This is a genomic window from Amycolatopsis sp. NPDC004772 (genome assembly GCF_053601215.1).
The window spans coordinates 22,261-38,179 of sequence record NZ_JBSGBK010000025.1 but is presented as its reverse complement, the minus strand read 5'-3'; the positions used below and the strand labels follow the sequence as shown (position 1 = coordinate 38,179).

The window sequence follows — 15,919 nt, the reverse complement described above, 5'->3', positions numbered from 1 at the left end:
AATCGTGCCACGAGCCGAGGCGGGCCCGTTCCTCGGCGCGCCTGCGCCCGCAACAGGCCGTGCCCGCCCTAAAGTCGAAGCGTGACCGCGATGACGCCAGTGCCCGAACTCTTCCGCGAAGCAGTCGCGGCGCTGCAGTCCGTCCGGCCCCGCCGGGAGGTGCTGCTGGAGCCGATGCGCGCCCCGCAGCGGCTCGCCCCGTGGTCGTACGCGGTCAGCTGTGAAGTGGCGGGGCCGGCCGACGTGCTGGCCTCGGGCCGGCTGGTCCTGTTGCACGACCCGGACGGCCAGGACGGCTGGGACGGCGTGCTGCGCCTCGTCATGTACGTGCGCGCGGAGCTGGACCGGGAGCTGGCGACCGACCCGTTCCTGCCGGCCGTCGGCTGGTCGTGGCTCACCGACGCCCTGGAGGTGTCCGGGGCGAACTGGAAGGCGCTGGGCGGCACGGTGACGGAGACGTCGTCGGCCCGCTTCGGCGACATCTCCGGCCCGGCTCGCACCGACGACCTGGAGCTGCGGGCGTCGTGGACGCCGACGGACGCCGGGCTGCTGCCCCACGGGCAGGCCTTCTGCCAGGTGATGGCGAGCGTCGTCGGCCTGCCTCCGGTCGGGGTGGCCCTCTTCGAGCAGCGTCAGGGCTCCTGAACCCGCGACACGCGGCTGTCCGGGCGATCTTCGGCAACGAATCGGCAACGGCCGGTCGCCGAGCGTCGTCCCGGGACCACGACTTGTACGGATGTGAGCAAAATTCACGTCCGCTGAACGCCGTTCATTTCGTTATCGGGGCCTCAGGCGCCGCCTGACGCCCAGAACGGCCCGGATGACCTCGGAGTACCCCGGACGGCCCGCGGCGGTCCGTGAGGCCGTTTCACGTCTCCTCGTTCGTGACTCCCCGCGGTCACGCACCGCTACAAGATCAAATCGGGGATCCGGGGCCGTCATCACCCCGCGACAGACACGGACAGTCACAGATCCCGGCCCCGACAAGCGGCCGCGAAGACCCGCGGACACCTCGGAGCCGAGTTGATCAAGCCCCGGCCGGAGCCACTTTCCGAGGGTTGGGGGAGCCCATCCGGCCCCTCGTCACTAGGCGCACCGGAAGCTGCACGCCTCATCTGCACGGCCATTTGGGCGCCGGTAACTCCTTTGCATCGCGTTCACTGGGCTATCCGTTAGCAACCGGCCGTGTACTAGCCCGATCGTGTTACTACGAACCCACTGAGTGACTGTTCGTTTGAGATAGATACCCATTCGATCCCCCCGCAACGGCCTCAGGACGGCTACAGTGCCTTCGACGACACCACTTTCGGTCTAAAGCTGGCGCGGCTGAACGGCCGAAGGTCCCGGTGCCGGTCGGGGGGCACGACCGACTCCAGGGAGGTAGTGACGTGGCTACCGTCGGCATTTCTCAGGCCGTCCGATCCACGCCAGCCGGCGCGTTGCCGGCGAGCATGGTTCCGCACCCGCGGGAAGAGCTCTTTTCGGTACTGGTGGTCGATGACCACCCGCTGTTGAGGGAGGCAATCGCAGCAAGACTCGCACAGATGGGTGCGGGGACCGTCCACGAAGCCGCCACGGTGGCCGAGGCGAGGGCGCGAGCACAGGCCACCGGGCCTTGTGACCTGGCGATCCTCGATCTCGGACTGCCGGACGGCAGCGGCATCGAGCTGGTTACGGAACTCCGTAGCCACGGCTGGCCGCGCGTGGTCGTTCTCGCATCCTCGGACGACCCGTACGCGGTCCGCTCGGCCTTCCAGGCCGGGGCCCAGGCGTACCTGCTGAAGTCCGCGTCGCCGGTCGTGGTGACCGACGGCGTGCGGCGCGTGCTCGAGGGCGGCGTCTACGCCGACCCGAGCGTGGCTCCGGTGCTGGCCACCGGGACCCGCGTCGCGGGCACCGACAACACCCCGCGCGAGCTGTCCGCTCGTGAGGTGGAGGTGCTCCAGCTGGTCGCCGACGGGCAGTCCAACAAGGAGATCGGCGAGGAGCTTTCGCTCTCCGCCCTCACCGTCAAGTCCCACCTGTCCCGGATCGGGCGCAAGCTCGGCACGGGCGACCGGGCCCAGATGGTGGCGCTGGCCATGCGAGCCGGCGTGATCCGCTGACGCAAGCGAACAGCCCTGCGGGGCGGGCAGACCAGGCGCGGTATGCCCGTCCCGTAGGGTCGTCAACCATGGGAAGCACAGAGGCCGAGGACACCGGGATGGAGATCGAGTCCACGGGCGGCCCCGTGCTGCTACGCGAACCCGCCGAGGGCACGCCCCCGGTGATCACCGACGCTGCCGCGCTGGCCAACGCCTGCGCGAAGCTCGCCGCGGGCACCGGCGCGGTCGCCGTCGACACCGAACGCGCGTCCGGCTACCGGTACTGGCCCAAGGCCTACCTCGTGCAGCTGCGCCGCGAGGGTTCCGGCACGGTGCTGATCGACCCGATCGTGCTGGCCGACGACCTCCAGCCGCTGCGCGACGTCCTCAACGACCTGGAGTGGGTGCTGCACGCGGCCTCCCAGGACCTCCCCTGCCTCGCCGAGCTGGGCCTGCACCCGGCGGCGCTGTTCGACACCGAGCTGGCCGGCCGGCTGGCGGGCTACGAACGCGTCGCGCTGGGCACGCTGGTGGAGCTGCTGCTGGGGTACACCCTCGAAAAGGGCCACAGCGCGGCCGACTGGTCGAAGCGGCCACTGCCGGTCGACTGGCTGAACTACGCCGCCCTCGACGTCGAGCTGCTCGTCCAGCTGCGGGAAAAGCTGGAAGCGGAGCTGGGCGCCCAGGGCAAGCTGGAGTGGGCGCGCCAGGAGTTCGAGAACGTGCGGACGGCCCCGCCGCCGCCCCCGCGCGCCGAGCCGTGGCGCCGGACGTCCGGGGTCCACAAGATCCGCAGCCCGCGCGGGCTCGCGGCGGTCCGCGAGCTGTGGCAGGCCCGCGACGAGCTCGCCCGCAAGCGCGACCGCGCCCCGAGCCGCATCCTGCCGGACAGCGCGATCATCAACGCGGTCACGGCGGAGCCCAAGACGGTCGAAGAGCTGCAGGCGCTGCCGGTGTTCAGCGGCCGCGTCCAGCGGAAGTACACGGCGAGCTGGCTCCGGCACCTCCAGGCGGCCCGGGCGCTGCCGGCGTCCGAGCTGCCTTCGCCCTCGCAGCCGACCGACGGGCCACCGCCGGTGAACCGCTGGGCGGACAAGGACCCGGACGCGGCGGCCCGGTTGTCCGCCGCGCGGGCGGCGCTGACGGCGATCGCGGAGGACCGGCGGCTGCCGGTGGAGAACCTGCTGCTGCCGGATCTGGTGCGCCGGACGTGCTGGCGGCCGCCGGCGGAGACGGACGAGGACTCGGTGGCGGAGGTCCTGCGCGCGGGTGGCGCGCGGCCGTGGCAGGTCGAGCTGACCGTGGCGGCGTTGAGCAAGGCATTGCAGACCACCGCGGCCTGAACGGACAGATCCGGGACAGTTCCCGGAATCGTGCTGTGCCGGACACCGGCTGCCCTAGGCTGCGCCGGAAACGCCGCACCGCCCGAAGGTCACCGATGCCCGATTTCATGTCCGATCAGCCTGCCGTGCAATGCTTTCTCAGCTTCACGCACGAAGATGACAGCTTTCTGAACTTCGTCACACCGCTCAAGTATTCGCTGGAGAAGTTCTGCGCTTCGGCGCACGGACGCAAGATCGAAGTGTTCGTGGACCGCGAAAGCATCGGCTGGGGCGAGGACTGGCGGACGAAGATCCAGGACGGCCTCAACGCCGCCATGGTGTTCATCCCGGCCATCTCGATGAACTACTTCTACGAAAGCAGTGCCTGCCGGGAAGAGCTGACCGCGTTCTACGCCAAGGCGAACGAGCTCGGCCTCACCCAGCTGATCCTGCCGCTGATCGTGCTCGGGCACGAGCTCGTCACCGGCCAGAGCGACGACGCCAATATCCGGATCATCGAAAAGCTGCAGTACGTCGACATCAAGGAGGCGGTGCTGGCCGGCGCGGGCACCGCGGAATGGCGGCGTGCCATGGATCTGGTGGCCGACCGGCTGATCAAGGCGATCCGTTCCGCGGAGGCCGCGCTGGAAAAGCTCAAGAAGTGCGACCGGCTGCTGCTCGAAGGGCACACCCCCGAGAAAGACGGCCCCGGACTGCAGGAATACAAGGAAAACCTCACGAAGATCGGCGAGCTGCTCGAGCGGCAGTTCGATGCGATCAGCCACTCGCTCGACGACCTCGCCGAGGAAATGCGCCAGGTGACCGGCGAAGTCGCCGGGTTGGCACCGGAGGCGATCAAAGCCCGGGTGGTCCGCGCGGCCGACACGATCAAGCCGATGGCCGTCAACATCCAGCAGGTCGGCACGGCGTTCGAAGCGACCGTCGCGGAAACCGACGCGACGATCCGCTCGTACATGCGCCTGATGGATTCGCACATGACCCCGGAACTGCTGGACCGCGCCCGCCGCGAATACGACGAATTCGTCGAAATGCTGACCGGGCTGATGGAACTGGAAGCGCGGATCACGGAATTCCTGACGCAGATCCGGCCACTCGAGGCGATCAACGCGCCGTTGCGCGCGGCGATCCGGCCGTTGCGGGTGGGGGCTCAGTCCATGCAGCTCGGGATGCGGACGATGCGGGAGCTTTCCCGGATCATCAGCAATCTGCTCGGTAGTTGCGGGTCTCGTTAGTTCGCTTGGCTTCTGGCTTTCGCCAGTGCCTCGGCCGTCTTTGCCGTCTGCGGGTGCCCTGGCCCCAGCACAGCCTCGAAGCCCTCCACCGCGAATTCGTACGACTCCACCGCTTCCGGCCACTCCCCTCGTCGGGCGTGCACCCGGGCCACCGTGGTCAAGGCGTGCAGCAGGTCCGGGTGTCCCGGGGGCAACGGGGCCGAGGCCAGGGCCGCTCGTGCGTAGTGCTCCGCGTCCTCCAGGCGGTCCGTCTCCGCCAGCGCTCGGCTCAAGAGCACTCTCGCCTCCCACGTCTGACGGTCCTCCGGGCCCGGGTGCGCCACCCTCGCCGCCACCACGGACGCTGCCAGCTCCGCCGCTTCCTCCGGCTCTCCCGCCAGCAGCAGTCCGTACGACAGCCACATGCGGGCCGCCTCCCCGTCGCCCGTTCCCTCGGCCAGCTGGGCTCGCATTCCTTCGACCAGCGGGCCCGGGGCGCCCAGTTCCGCCTGGATCGTCGTGCGCAGGAACCCGATCACCGACGCCCACTCGGGCGGGGCCGCGCGCAACGTCTGCTCGGCTTCGTCGAACCTCGCCAGCTCGATCTGGGCCCGGGCGATGTCGGACGTGCAGTCCGTGCCGCCCAGGGACCGGAAGACTTCGATCGCCGGCGCGTACCGGCCCGCGTCGGCCAGTGCGGTCCCGATCGCGTACGTGCAATGCACCACCGAATCGTGGTCCGGTCCGCGGACGTACGCATACGCCGAACGGACCGACGCGAACAGCTCCAGTGCCTCGTCCACCCGGCCGGTCTGCGAGCAGCGTGCGGCGATCAGGAACCAGGACGCCAGCGTCGCGTGGTGGCGTGCGCCGAACACGCGGGTCTGGTCCGCCACCAGCGCGCGCAGCCACGGCTCCGTCTCCGGGTCGCGCAGCTCCGCGAGCCGGTCCGCGATCTCGCCGCGCAGCTCGAGCGCTGTCTGGTCGTCCTGGCGACGGCGGCGCTGCAGCTTCGCGTGCAGCCAGGCGATCTCGCCCCGGAGCCGGTCGACGCTCATTCCGCCAGGGCCGCCAGCAGCGCGTGCGCCTCCGCCCGCAGCTCGTCCGTCGGCTCGCCCACGCCCACCAGGCGGACCACCCCGTCGGCCCCCTCGCGCACATGGGCTTCGACGTCCAGCGCCGGGTCGTCCCGCCGGATCACCGCGATGCTCTCCACCAACCCGAACACCAGGTCCGTCCGGATTCCGACCGCCGCCGGCGCGACACCGGAAGCCGCCACGAGCCGGCCGTACGCCGCCTTCAGCTCCGCGCGCTCGGTGCGGAAACGGGCCAGGTTCGGGGATCCGACCTCCGGCAGCAGGTACAACGCGCCCAGGTTGTGCCGCGCACCGCCCAGCAGGCCGATGTCCGCGTACGCCAGCGCCCACAGCCGGACCGCCGCCGGGGCCTCTCCGGCCACGAGGCGCGCCGCCAGCGCGAGGGACGGGCGGACCGTCTCCGCCAGCAACGCCGCGAGGATGTCTTCCTTCGCCGGGAAGTGGTAGTAGAGCGACGCCTGGCGCAAGCCCGCGCGTTCGGCGATCGCCCTCGTCGTCGTGGCCGCGTACCCGGCTCCGGTGAACAACTCGCCCGCCGCGTCGAGCACGGCCTGGCGCGCGTCGGGACGGTTCGCCGCCGCTCCGCTCGCCCTCGGCCTGCCGACTCCCGACCCTTTGACCACGGACGTGATCTTGCCAGGTCTCCGGCGGCGACACGCGCACGGCGGTGCGGTTACGCCCGGATGTCGTCATTGACGCCGGGTCGATCCGGCCGTTAACCGCGCCCTAACACGGCGGAGATCATCGCGTCGCGGCGAAGACCTAATTTCTGTCGAGCGATCGAAACAAGGAGCCCGCATGACGCCACCCGACGAACTCGCCGCCTTCGGTTACCGCCAGGAGCTCCGCCGGTCGCTGGGCGGGTTCTCCGCCTTCGCCGCCGGGTTCTCCTTCGTCTCCATCCTCACCACCGTCTTCCAGCTCTTCGGGTTCGGCTACACCTTCGGCGGCCCGCTCTTCTTCTGGACGTGGCCGGTCGTCCTGGCCGGCCAGCTGCTGGTCGCGCTCAACTTCGCCGAACTCGCCGCCCGCTACCCGCTCGCCGGATCCGTGTACCAGTGGGCGAAACAGCTCAGCAAAGGCTTCCTGGGCTGGCTCGCCGGCTGGATGATGCTGATCGGCTGCATCGTCGCCCTCGCCGCGGCCGCGATCGCGCTGCAGGTCGTCCTGCCGTCGGTGTGGGACGGCTTCCAGTTCGTCGGCGGCGACAGTTCGGTGACGTCGCCGACCGGCGCGGCCAACGCCGTGCTGCTCGGCACCGTGCTGCTCGTCTTCACCACCGCCGTCAACGCCGGCGGGGTCCGCCTGATGGCGCGGATCAACGACGTCGGCGTCGCGGCCGAACTGCTCGGCGTCGTCGTCCTCATCACCGGGCTGCTCCTGTTCGCCGTCCGCGGCCCGCAGGTGGTGCTGCACGACGCACCCGGTACGAGCGCCGGGATCGGTGGCGTGCTCGCTTCGGCGCTCATGGCGGCGTACGTCCTCTACGGCTTCGACACCGCCGCGTCGGTCGCGGAGGAGACGAAGGACGCGCGCCGGACGGCACCGCGGGCGGTGCTGCGGGCCGTGCTCGTCTCCGGGATCGGCGGCCTCGCCGTGGTCGTCACCGCGCTGATGGCCGCGCCGAGCCTCACCGACGGGCAGCTCGCCGGCAAGGGCCTGCCGTACGTGATCACCGCCGTCTTCGGCGACACCCTCGGCCGGGTCTTCCTCGCCGACGTCGCGATCGCCGTCGTCGTCTGCACCCTCACCATCCAGACCGGCACCGTCCGGCTGATCTACGCGATGGCCCGCGACGGCGCGCTCCCCGCCTCCACCCGCCTCGCCGGGGTCAGCCCGCGCACCGGGACGCCGGTCGCCCCCGCGCTGCTGTCCGGCGCGCTCGCCATCGGGCTGCTGCTGCTCAACGTCGGCAACCCGACGCTGTTCAGCACGATCACCGGGACGTCGGTGGTCGTCGTCTACCTGGCCTACCTGCTGGTGACCGGGCCGCTGCTGGTGCAACGGCTGCGCGGGCGGGTCCCGGCCGAGCCGGGCCGGTTCTCGCTCGGGCGCTGGGGCGTACCGCTGAACGGAGCAGCCGTTCTGTACGGAATCGGCATGATCGTGAACATCGCCTGGCCGCGTGCGGAGATCTACGATCTCGCCGGTTCGGGCTCCCCCTGGATGCTCCTGTTCCCGATAGAGTTCGTCGGCGGCGCACTGGTGATCGGCTGGCTCTGCTGGCTGCGGCTGCGTCCCGCTCCCGCCCTCGAACCCGCGACCTGAGAGAGGACGACCATGAGCACCACCGCGACGCCCCACGGAGCGCGCGACCACGCCCGCGCCCAGGCCGGCACCGTGGTCGACACGATGCCGTCGATCCCGGCGAGCACCTGGCCCGCGCCGCCGGCCGAGGTCGCCCCCGAGACGCTGACCTGGGCCGAAACCGTGGCCGGCGGCGGGTACACGCACAAGGTGCTGGCCCGCGGCACGCGGCTGCGGCTGACCGACGTCGACGGCGACGCCTGCGCGCACCTGCTGCTGTTCAACGCCGACGGGCCGTGGGAGCGGCTGAACGTCGCGGACACCGTCAAGGTGCAGTGGAACGCCTACCTCGGCGAGTCGGTGGCGCTGCTGTCGGACCAGGCGCGGGTGCTCGCCACCATCGTCGCGGATTCGAGCGGGCAGCACGACGCGCTCTGCGGGACGTCCACTGTGGACGCCAACATTGAGCGCTACGGCGACGGGGCCCCGGAAAGCCCCTCCCCCGCCGGGCTGCCGCTGCTCACCCTGGCGGCGGCCAAGAACGGCCTCGGGCCGCGTGATCTGCCGCCGAGCCTGTCCTTCTTCCAGGGGGTGCGGGTCCAGCCGGAGGGCGGCCTGGAGTTCACCGGTTCCGCGGGCGCCGGCCGGTCGGTCGACCTACGGATCGAGATCCCGTCGATCGTGCTGATCGCGAACGTCGCCCACCCGGTCGACCCGCGGCCGGACTACACCGTGACCAAGCTCGAAGTCCTCGCCTGGCGCGACCGGCCGACCACCCCGGACAGTCCGGAATGGACCCACACGCCGGAAGCGCAGCGCGCGTTCGAGAACACCGCCGACTACCTGACCGCACGGGGGATCGCATGAGCACGGCCTACGAATCCCAGCTGGAAGTCAGCGTCGACGTTCCCGCGCGGGCGCCGTACTCGACGGTGCTGCAGCAGGGCCAGGAGCTGGCGATCATCGACCTCGGCGGCAACCAGGCCGTCGACTTCCTCTGCTACGACGCGAACGACACCGCCAAGCGCTACAGCGCGGCCGCGACGATCGCCGCGCAGGGCAACATCTTCCTGACCACCGGCAGCGTCCTGCGCACTCAGGAAGGCGCGCCGCTGCTCACCGTCGTCGCCGACACCTGCGGCCGCCACGACACGCTCGGCGGCGCGTGCAGCAAGGAGTCCAACAGCCTCCGCTACGGCCAGCACACCCGCTACCAGCACGCCTGCGTCGAGAACTTCCTCATCGAGGGCGCCAAGTGGGGCCTCGGCAAGCGCGACCTGGTCAGCAACGTCAACTGGTACATGAACGTGCCGGTCGAGGAAGACGGCACGCTCGGCATCGTCGACGGCATTTCCGCGCCGGGCCTGGAAGTCCGGCTGCGCGCCGAGACCGACGTGCTGGTGCTCGTTTCGAACTGCCCGCAGATCAACAACCCGTGCAACGGGTTCGACCCGACGCCGGTGCGGATGGTCGTCATCTCCCCGGGAGTCGGCGCGTGAGGCTGCTCGTCGCCAACCGCGGCGAAATCGCGGTCCGGATCCTGCGCAGCGCGAAGGAACTGGGTCTCGAGACCGTCGCGGTGCACTCCGACGCCGACCGCCTCGCCCCGCACGTCCGGCTGGCCGACCGGGCCGTCCGGCTCGGCCCGGCGCCCGCGGCGGAGAGCTACCTGCGGGCCGACGCCATCATCCGGGCCGCGCTCGACACCAGCTGCGACGCGATCCACCCCGGCTACGGGTTCCTTTCGGAGGACGCGGCGTTCGCGCGGGCCTGCGAAGACGCCGGGATCGCCTTCGCCGGGCCGTCGCCGGAACACCTGGAAGTGTTCGGCAGCAAGCACACCGCGCGCGAAGCGGCGATCGCGGCCGGCGTCCCCCTGCTCGCCGGCACCGGCCTGCTGTCCGATGTGGACGAAGCGCTGGCCCGTGCGGAGGACATCGGCTACCCGGTGATGCTCAAGGCGACCGGCGGCGGGGGCGGGATCGGGATGCGCGCTTGCGCGTCGCCGGACGAGCTGCGCGCCGCCTGGGACACCGTGCGCAGCGTCGCCGCCAAGAGCTTCGCCAGTTCGGGGGTCTTCCTGGAACGCCTGGTGACCCGCGCGCGGCACGTCGAGGTCCAGGTGTTCGGCGACGGCTTCGGCGAGGTCCTGGCCCTGGGCACGCGCGACTGCTCGCTGCAGCGGCGCAACCAGAAGGTCGTCGAGGAGTGCCCGGCGCCGGACCTGCCCGAGGACGTCCGGAAGCACCTGGTGGAGTCCGCCGTCGCACTGTGCTCGTCGGTGCGGTACCGCTCGGCGGGCACGGTCGAGTACGTCTACGACGCCGAGCGCGGCGAGGCCGCGTTCCTCGAGGTCAACACCCGGCTGCAGGTCGAGCACCCGGTCACCGAGGCGGTCTACGGCGTCGACCTGGTCGCCTGGATGCTCCGCCTCGCCCAGGGCGACCGCGCGATGTTCCGCGCGACCCCGGTCCCGCGCGGGCACGCCGTCGAAGCGCGCGTGTACGCCGAAGACCCGGGCGCCGGGCACCGGCCGAGCGCGGGTCTCGTCACCCGGGTCACCCTGCCCGCGGACACCCGCGTGGACACCTGGGTCGAGCCGGGCACGACCGTCACCACGCACTACGACCCGTTGCTGGCCAAGGTGGTCTGCACCGGCGCCGACCGCACCGAAGCGCTGGCGAACCTCCGGGAAGCGCTCGCCGCGACCCGGTTCGACGGCGTCCAGACCAACCTCGGGCAGCTCCGGTCGGCGGCCGCCGACCGGGCATTCGACGCCGCCGCGCACGACACGTCCACTTTGGACAACGTCCAGGACGCGGAGCCGCGGATCGACGTCCTGCGCGGCGGGACGATGACGACCGTGCAGGACTGGCCGGGCCGCACCGGGTACTGGGCCGTCGGGGTGCCGCCGAGCGGGCCGATGGACGACCTCTCGCTGCGCCTGGGCAACCTCGCGCTCGGCAACCCCGAGGGCGCGCCCGGCCTGGAGTGCACTGTGGACGGTGTCGCGCTCCAGTTTTCGCACGCCACCGAGGTGTGCGTCACCGGCGCCCCGACGACCGTGCTCGTCGACGGCGCCGAGGTTCCGCTGTGGACCCCCGTCGAGGTCCCGGCGGGCGCGACCCTCGACGTCCGGGCCTGCACGGCCGGGCTGCGCAGCTACGTCCTGGTGCGCGGCGCTGTCGACGTGCCGGAGTTCCTCGGCAGCGCGGCGACGTTCACGCTGGGCAAGTTCGGCGGGCACGGCGGCCGCGCGCTCGCCGCCGGGGACGTTCTGCGGCCCGGGCCGGCGCCCGCGGACCCGGTCGTGGGGCCGGTGCCGGCCGCCGAACGCCCGGACTTCGCTCCCCAGTGGACGATCGGCGCGCTCGAAGGCCCGCACGCGGCCCCGGAGTTCTTCACCCCGGACGACGTCGACACGTTCTACGCCACGGACTGGCAGGTGCACTTCAACTCGGCGCGCACCGGCGTCCGGCTCGTCGGGCCGCGGCCGGAGTGGGCGCGGCCGGACGGCGGCGAGGCGGGCCTGCACCCGTCGAACATCCACGACACGCCGTACGCGATCGGCGCCGTCGACTACACCGGCGACCTGCCGATCCTGCTCGGCCCGGACGGCCCCAGCCTGGGCGGGTTCGTCTGCCCGGCGACGGTCGCCACCGGCGAGCGCTGGAAGCTCGGGCAGCTGCGCCCGGGTGACACCGTGCGGTTCGTGCCCATCGGCACCGACCACGCGGCGGCGCTGCGGACGCGGCCGGCCTCGGCGGTCGAACCGAGCCGGCCCGCGCGCGACGACGGCGGTGTCCTCGCGCGGATGCCCGCGTCCGGCGAGGAGCCGTCGGTCACCTACCGCCGCAGCGGCGACGACAACCTGCTCGTCGAGTACGGCGAGATGACGCTCGACCTCGCGCTGCGGATGCGGGTGCACGCGCTCGCCGAGCGCCTGACGACCGAAGGCGTGCCGGGAATCGTGGACCTGACGCCGGGCATCCGGTCGCTGCAGGTGCACGTCGACCCGGACGCGCTGCCGGTCGGCAAGGCCCTCGGGCTGGTCCGCGAGCTGGAGCGGGACCTGCCGCCGACGCACGACCTGGTCGTGCCGAGCCGCAGCGTGCGGCTGCCGCTGTCGTGGGACGACCCGGCCACCCGCGAGGCGATCGAGCGGTACATGACCGGCGTCCGCGACGACGCGCCCTGGTGCCCGTGGAACATCGAGTTCATCCGGCGCGTGAACGGGCTGTCCAGTGTGGATGACGTGTTCCGGACGGTGTTCGACGCGGAGTACCTGGTGCTCGGCCTCGGCGACGTCTACCTCGGCGCGCCGGTGGCGACACCGCTGGACCCGCGCCACCGCCTGGTGACGACGAAGTACAACCCGGCCCGGACCTGGACCGCGGAGAACTCCGTCGGCATCGGCGGCGCGTACCTCTGCATCTACGGCATGGAGGGCCCGGGCGGTTACCAGTTCGTCGGGCGCACGATCCAGGTGTGGAATAGCTGGCGCGGCGGGGACCAGCCGTGGAACCTGCGGTTCTTCGACCGGATCTCCTGGTACCCGGTCTCGGCCGAGGAGCTCCTGGACCTGCGGGCGCAGAGCGCGTCCGGGACGCTGCAACTCGACACCACCGAGGGCTCCTTCGCCCTGGCGGACTACCAGCAGTTCCTCGCGGACAACGCCGGGAGCATCGCCGAGTTCCGGGCGACGCAGGCGGCGGCGTTCGAGGCGGAGCGGCAGGCGTGGGCGGCGGCGGGCGAGTTCGACCCGAAGCCCGAGCCGGTCACCCGGCCCCCGGCGCGGGTCGAGGCACCGCCGGGCGGGCACGTCGTGGAGGCGCCCTTCGCGGCGACGGTGTGGCGGGTCGACGTCACCGCGGGCGAGCGCGTCGAGAACGCGCAGTCGCTGGTGACGCTGGAAGCGATGAAGACCGAGGCGCGGATCCCCGCGCCGGCGAGCGGTGAGGTGGTCGAGGTGCTCGTGTCCCCCGGTGACCAGGTGGCCCCCGGCACGCCGCTGGTGGTGCTGGGATGAGCGCCCTCGAAGAGCGGGTACGAGCGGCTTACCGGCGGATCGAGCAGGTGGACCGGCCGGAGATCTGGATCGACCTCCGGCCGGAAGCCGACGTCCTGGCCGAGGCGGCGGCCCTGCCGGAGCACGGGTTGCCGTTGTACGGGAAGCTCGTGGCGGTCAAGGGCAACATCGACGTCGCCGGGCTGCCGACGACGGCGGGCTGCCCGGACTACGCGTACAAGCCGGAGGCCGACGCGCCGGTGGTGGCGCGGCTGCGCGCAGCCGGGGCACTGGTGCTCGGCACGACGAACCTGGACCAGTTCGCGACCGGGCTGGTCGGGACGCGCAGCCCCTACGGCGCGGTGCGCAACGCCGTGGATCCCGCCTACGTTTCCGGCGGGTCGAGTTCGGGGTCCGCGGTGGCTGTCGCGTTGGGGATCGTGGATCTCGCCTTGGGGACGGACACCGCGGGGTCCGGCCGGGTGCCCGCGGCGTTCAACGGGATCGTCGGCCTCAAGCCCACCCCGGGGCTGCTGCCCACGGACGGAGTCGTCCCGGCGTGCGCGAGCATCGACTGCGTGTCGCTGTTCGCGCGGACGGTCGAGGAGGCGTCGTTCGCGCTGACCTGCCTGGCCGAACCCGCGCAGGTCCACACGGGACGGTTCCGCCTCGGCGTCCCGGCCCCGGACCAGCTGGGGCCCCTGGCGCCCGGCTGGGCGGAGGCGTTCGACGCGGCGGTGGCGGACTACGCCGCGGCCGGCGCCGAAGTGACCACTGTGGACATCTCGGCGTTCCTGGAGGCGGCGCAGCTGTTGTACGGCGGCGCGTTCGTCGCCGAGCGGTACACGGCGGTCGGCGAGTTCATCGACGCGCACCCGGACGCGGTCGACCCGGTCGTGCGCTCGATCATCGGCCCGGCCCGGGACATCTCCGCGCACCGGCTGTTCGCCGACCAGGCCACCCTGGCCGGCCTGCGGGCGGAGGCGCTGGTGGCGCTGGCGGGCGTCGACGCACTCCTGCTCCCGACGACGACCGAGCACCCGACGATCGCGGAGGTCGCGGCGGACCCGGTGGCGGTGAACGCCCGCCTGGGCCGGTTCACCAACGCCACCAACCTGTTCGGGCTGTCGGCGCTGGCCGTCCCGGCGGGAACGGTGGCCGGCCGCCCGTTCGGCGTGATGTTCCTCGGCGCGCCGCACGACGACCTGAAACTGGCGGCGCTGGCGGGACTGCGCTCGTCGCGCATCCCGATCGTGGTGGTCGGAGCGCACCTGAGGGGCCAGCCGCTGAACCACGAGCTGACCTCCCGCGGCGGCCGGTTCGTGTCGGCGGTCTCGACGGCGGCCGCGTACCGGCTGTACGCGCTGGACACGGTGCCGCCGAAGCCGGGCCTGGTGCGGGTGGCGTCCGGCGGCGTGTCGGTGGCCGCCGAGGTCTGGGACCTGCCGGCGCGCGGCTTCGGCGAGTTCGTGGCCGGCATCCCGGCGCCCCTGGCCATCGGCAAGCTGGAACTGGCCGACGGCAGGCGGGTCTCCGGCTTCCTGTGCGAGCCGTCGGCCACGGAAGCCGCGGAGGACATTTCGGCGAAGGGCGGGTGGCTGGCACACCTGGGCATCGGGTAAACGGGTTGCGCGGCAGGGTGACACTGAAGTCATGAACACCCTGCCTTGCGGCCACCCGGGCCGCATCGGCTCCCTGCGCACCTGTTTGCATCTGGCTGTCGAAGAACCTCCCCCGTCCACCCGCCACCTGACCGGCGTGGGCACGCGTTACGACCTCGTCTGCGGCAAGTGCACGCCGGCCGCGCTGGTCGGCGTCTGCGAAAACTGCGCCGACCGGGCCGACCAGAAGAGCTTTCCCGCGGGCTGGCACGGCGAGCCCGAAATCCTGGTGCGGGACCGGCAACCCGGCGGTACCTGGTCCGCCCGCCCCTGCCCGGTGCAGCCGCTGAACGACGGCTGTCTGGCGCCGATGCCCGGACACTGGCTCGCGCTCACCGCGGAGGGCTTCGTGCGGATCACCGACGACGACCAGTGGCTCGTCGGGCCGGTCGAGCTGCCCGAAGAAACCTGCGAAGACATCCGCGACTTCCCCGACCGGCCCCGCCGCGGCCTGCACACCTCCCGCGACGGGCGGTTCGCCTCGGTGGTCTCCGACTACGGCCGGTTCGCCACCGTCGTCGACCTCGACGAGTGGCTGACCGTGCTCGACCTCGACCGGGACCGGAACGACAACGAACACACCCGCTACCCGTTCGCCTTCCTCGGCGAAGGCGAATCGGCCAAGGTCGTCGCGGGCACCGACTGGAACCGCCTGGACGTGTTCACCCTGCCCGGCGGAGAGCTGCTGACCGACCGGGAAACCGCGGCACCGCAGAAGGGCGAGCCGGAACCCGAGCACTACCTCGACTACACCCAGGGCGCGCTCCACGTGAGCCCGTCCGAGCGGTCACTGGTCGTGGACGGCTGGGTCTGGATGCCCGTGGGTGCCCCGCTGGTCGTGGCCGTCGCGGCGTGGCTCGCCGGCGATGTCCACGCGGCCGAGACGGGCCGGCACCTCACTCCCGGTCGCAGCAGCGAGTGGGACCAGCCGATCGCCTGGCTGGACGACACCACGGTCGCCATCCAGCGCATGGGCGCCTCCTGGCAGGAGATGCTCGACGGCGTCGAGCTCTACGACGCCGGGACCGGGCGCCGCACCGGGATGTTCGCGGGTCCGGCCGGACGGATGTGGGCCCACGGCGGGCTGCTCTACGTCGCCGCCGAAGCCGGGCTCGAAGTCTGGGATCCGGCCGAAGGGGCGCGGATCGGGTTCCTCGAAGGGTTCACGCCGATCGCCCACAACGACGGCACCTTTGCCGAACTCCGTAACGATCAGCTGAGAACTTGGACAACTCCGCGGTAACAAACCTCACCCGTGGGCACCTCGA

At 71.9% G+C, this 15,919-nt stretch carries 12 protein-coding genes; 10 read left to right on the top strand and 2 right to left on the bottom strand.

Annotation, left to right across the window (positions count from 1 at the left end):
• Positions 1-81 precede the first annotated feature (81 nt).
• From ACWEF6_RS17450 to ACWEF6_RS17435, 4 genes are all read left to right on the top strand, one after another.
• Complete coding sequence (locus ACWEF6_RS17450) at positions 82-645, top strand: DUF3000 domain-containing protein (RefSeq protein ID WP_449683874.1); 564 nt, start codon at positions 82-84, stop codon at positions 643-645.
• Between the two features lie 743 nt (positions 646-1,388).
• A complete protein-coding gene (locus ACWEF6_RS17445; protein WP_033261886.1) occupies positions 1,389-2,105 on the top strand; it encodes a response regulator in 717 nt (238 codons plus the stop codon).
• 98 nt (positions 2,106-2,203) lie between these two features.
• Positions 2,204-3,427, top strand: a complete 1,224-nt coding sequence (locus ACWEF6_RS17440; RefSeq protein ID WP_449683931.1) for an HRDC domain-containing protein — start codon at positions 2,204-2,206, stop codon at positions 3,425-3,427.
• A gap of 95 nt (positions 3,428-3,522) precedes the next feature.
• Complete coding sequence (locus ACWEF6_RS17435; protein WP_449683873.1) at positions 3,523-4,659, top strand: toll/interleukin-1 receptor domain-containing protein; 1,137 nt, start codon at positions 3,523-3,525, stop codon at positions 4,657-4,659.
• Here the strand turns inward: ACWEF6_RS17435 and ACWEF6_RS17430 are convergent.
• Together ACWEF6_RS17430 and ACWEF6_RS17425 are read right to left on the bottom strand one after the other, a co-directional pair.
• Positions 4,656-5,696 carry a tetratricopeptide repeat protein gene (locus tag ACWEF6_RS17430; RefSeq protein WP_449683872.1) on the bottom strand — a complete coding sequence of 347 codons (1,041 nt, stop codon included), beginning with the start codon at positions 5,694-5,696 and terminating at the stop codon, positions 4,656-4,658. The two genes, ACWEF6_RS17435 and ACWEF6_RS17430, sit on opposite strands and share 4 nt — an antisense overlap.
• The gene (locus tag ACWEF6_RS17425; RefSeq protein ID WP_449683871.1) at positions 5,693-6,358 is read right to left on the bottom strand and encodes a TetR/AcrR family transcriptional regulator; all 666 of its coding nucleotides are present in this window, start codon (positions 6,356-6,358) and stop codon (positions 5,693-5,695) included. Before ACWEF6_RS17425 ends, ACWEF6_RS17430 begins: the two co-directional genes overlap by 4 nt.
• A 175-nt stretch (positions 6,359-6,533) precedes the next feature.
• Between ACWEF6_RS17425 and ACWEF6_RS17420 the strand changes: the two genes are divergently transcribed.
• From ACWEF6_RS17420 to ACWEF6_RS17395, 6 genes are read left to right on the top strand one after another with little or no spacing between them, the layout of a single operon-like run.
• Positions 6,534-8,003: an amino acid permease gene (locus ACWEF6_RS17420; protein WP_449683870.1), complete on the top strand. Its 1,470-nt coding sequence runs from the start codon at positions 6,534-6,536 to the stop codon at positions 8,001-8,003.
• Positions 8,004-8,015: 12 nt separating this feature from the next.
• Positions 8,016-8,849: an urea amidolyase associated protein UAAP1 gene (locus ACWEF6_RS17415; protein ID WP_449683869.1), complete on the top strand. Its 834-nt coding sequence runs from the start codon at positions 8,016-8,018 to the stop codon at positions 8,847-8,849.
• Positions 8,846-9,481: an urea amidolyase associated protein UAAP2 gene (locus ACWEF6_RS17410; RefSeq protein WP_310974915.1), complete on the top strand. Its 636-nt coding sequence runs from the start codon at positions 8,846-8,848 to the stop codon at positions 9,479-9,481. Before ACWEF6_RS17415 ends, ACWEF6_RS17410 begins: the two co-directional genes overlap by 4 nt.
• A complete protein-coding gene (gene uca, locus ACWEF6_RS17405; protein ID WP_449683868.1) occupies positions 9,478-13,011 on the top strand; it encodes an urea carboxylase in 3,534 nt (1,177 codons plus the stop codon). The genes ACWEF6_RS17410 and uca overlap by 4 nt, the downstream gene beginning before the upstream one ends.
• A complete protein-coding gene (locus tag ACWEF6_RS17400; protein WP_449683867.1) occupies positions 13,008-14,612 on the top strand; it encodes an allophanate hydrolase in 1,605 nt (534 codons plus the stop codon). The genes uca and ACWEF6_RS17400 overlap by 4 nt, the downstream gene beginning before the upstream one ends.
• A gap of 31 nt (positions 14,613-14,643) precedes the next feature.
• Positions 14,644-15,894: a hypothetical protein gene (locus ACWEF6_RS17395; protein WP_449683866.1), complete on the top strand. Its 1,251-nt coding sequence runs from the start codon at positions 14,644-14,646 to the stop codon at positions 15,892-15,894.
• Positions 15,895-15,919: the final 25 nt, after the last annotated feature.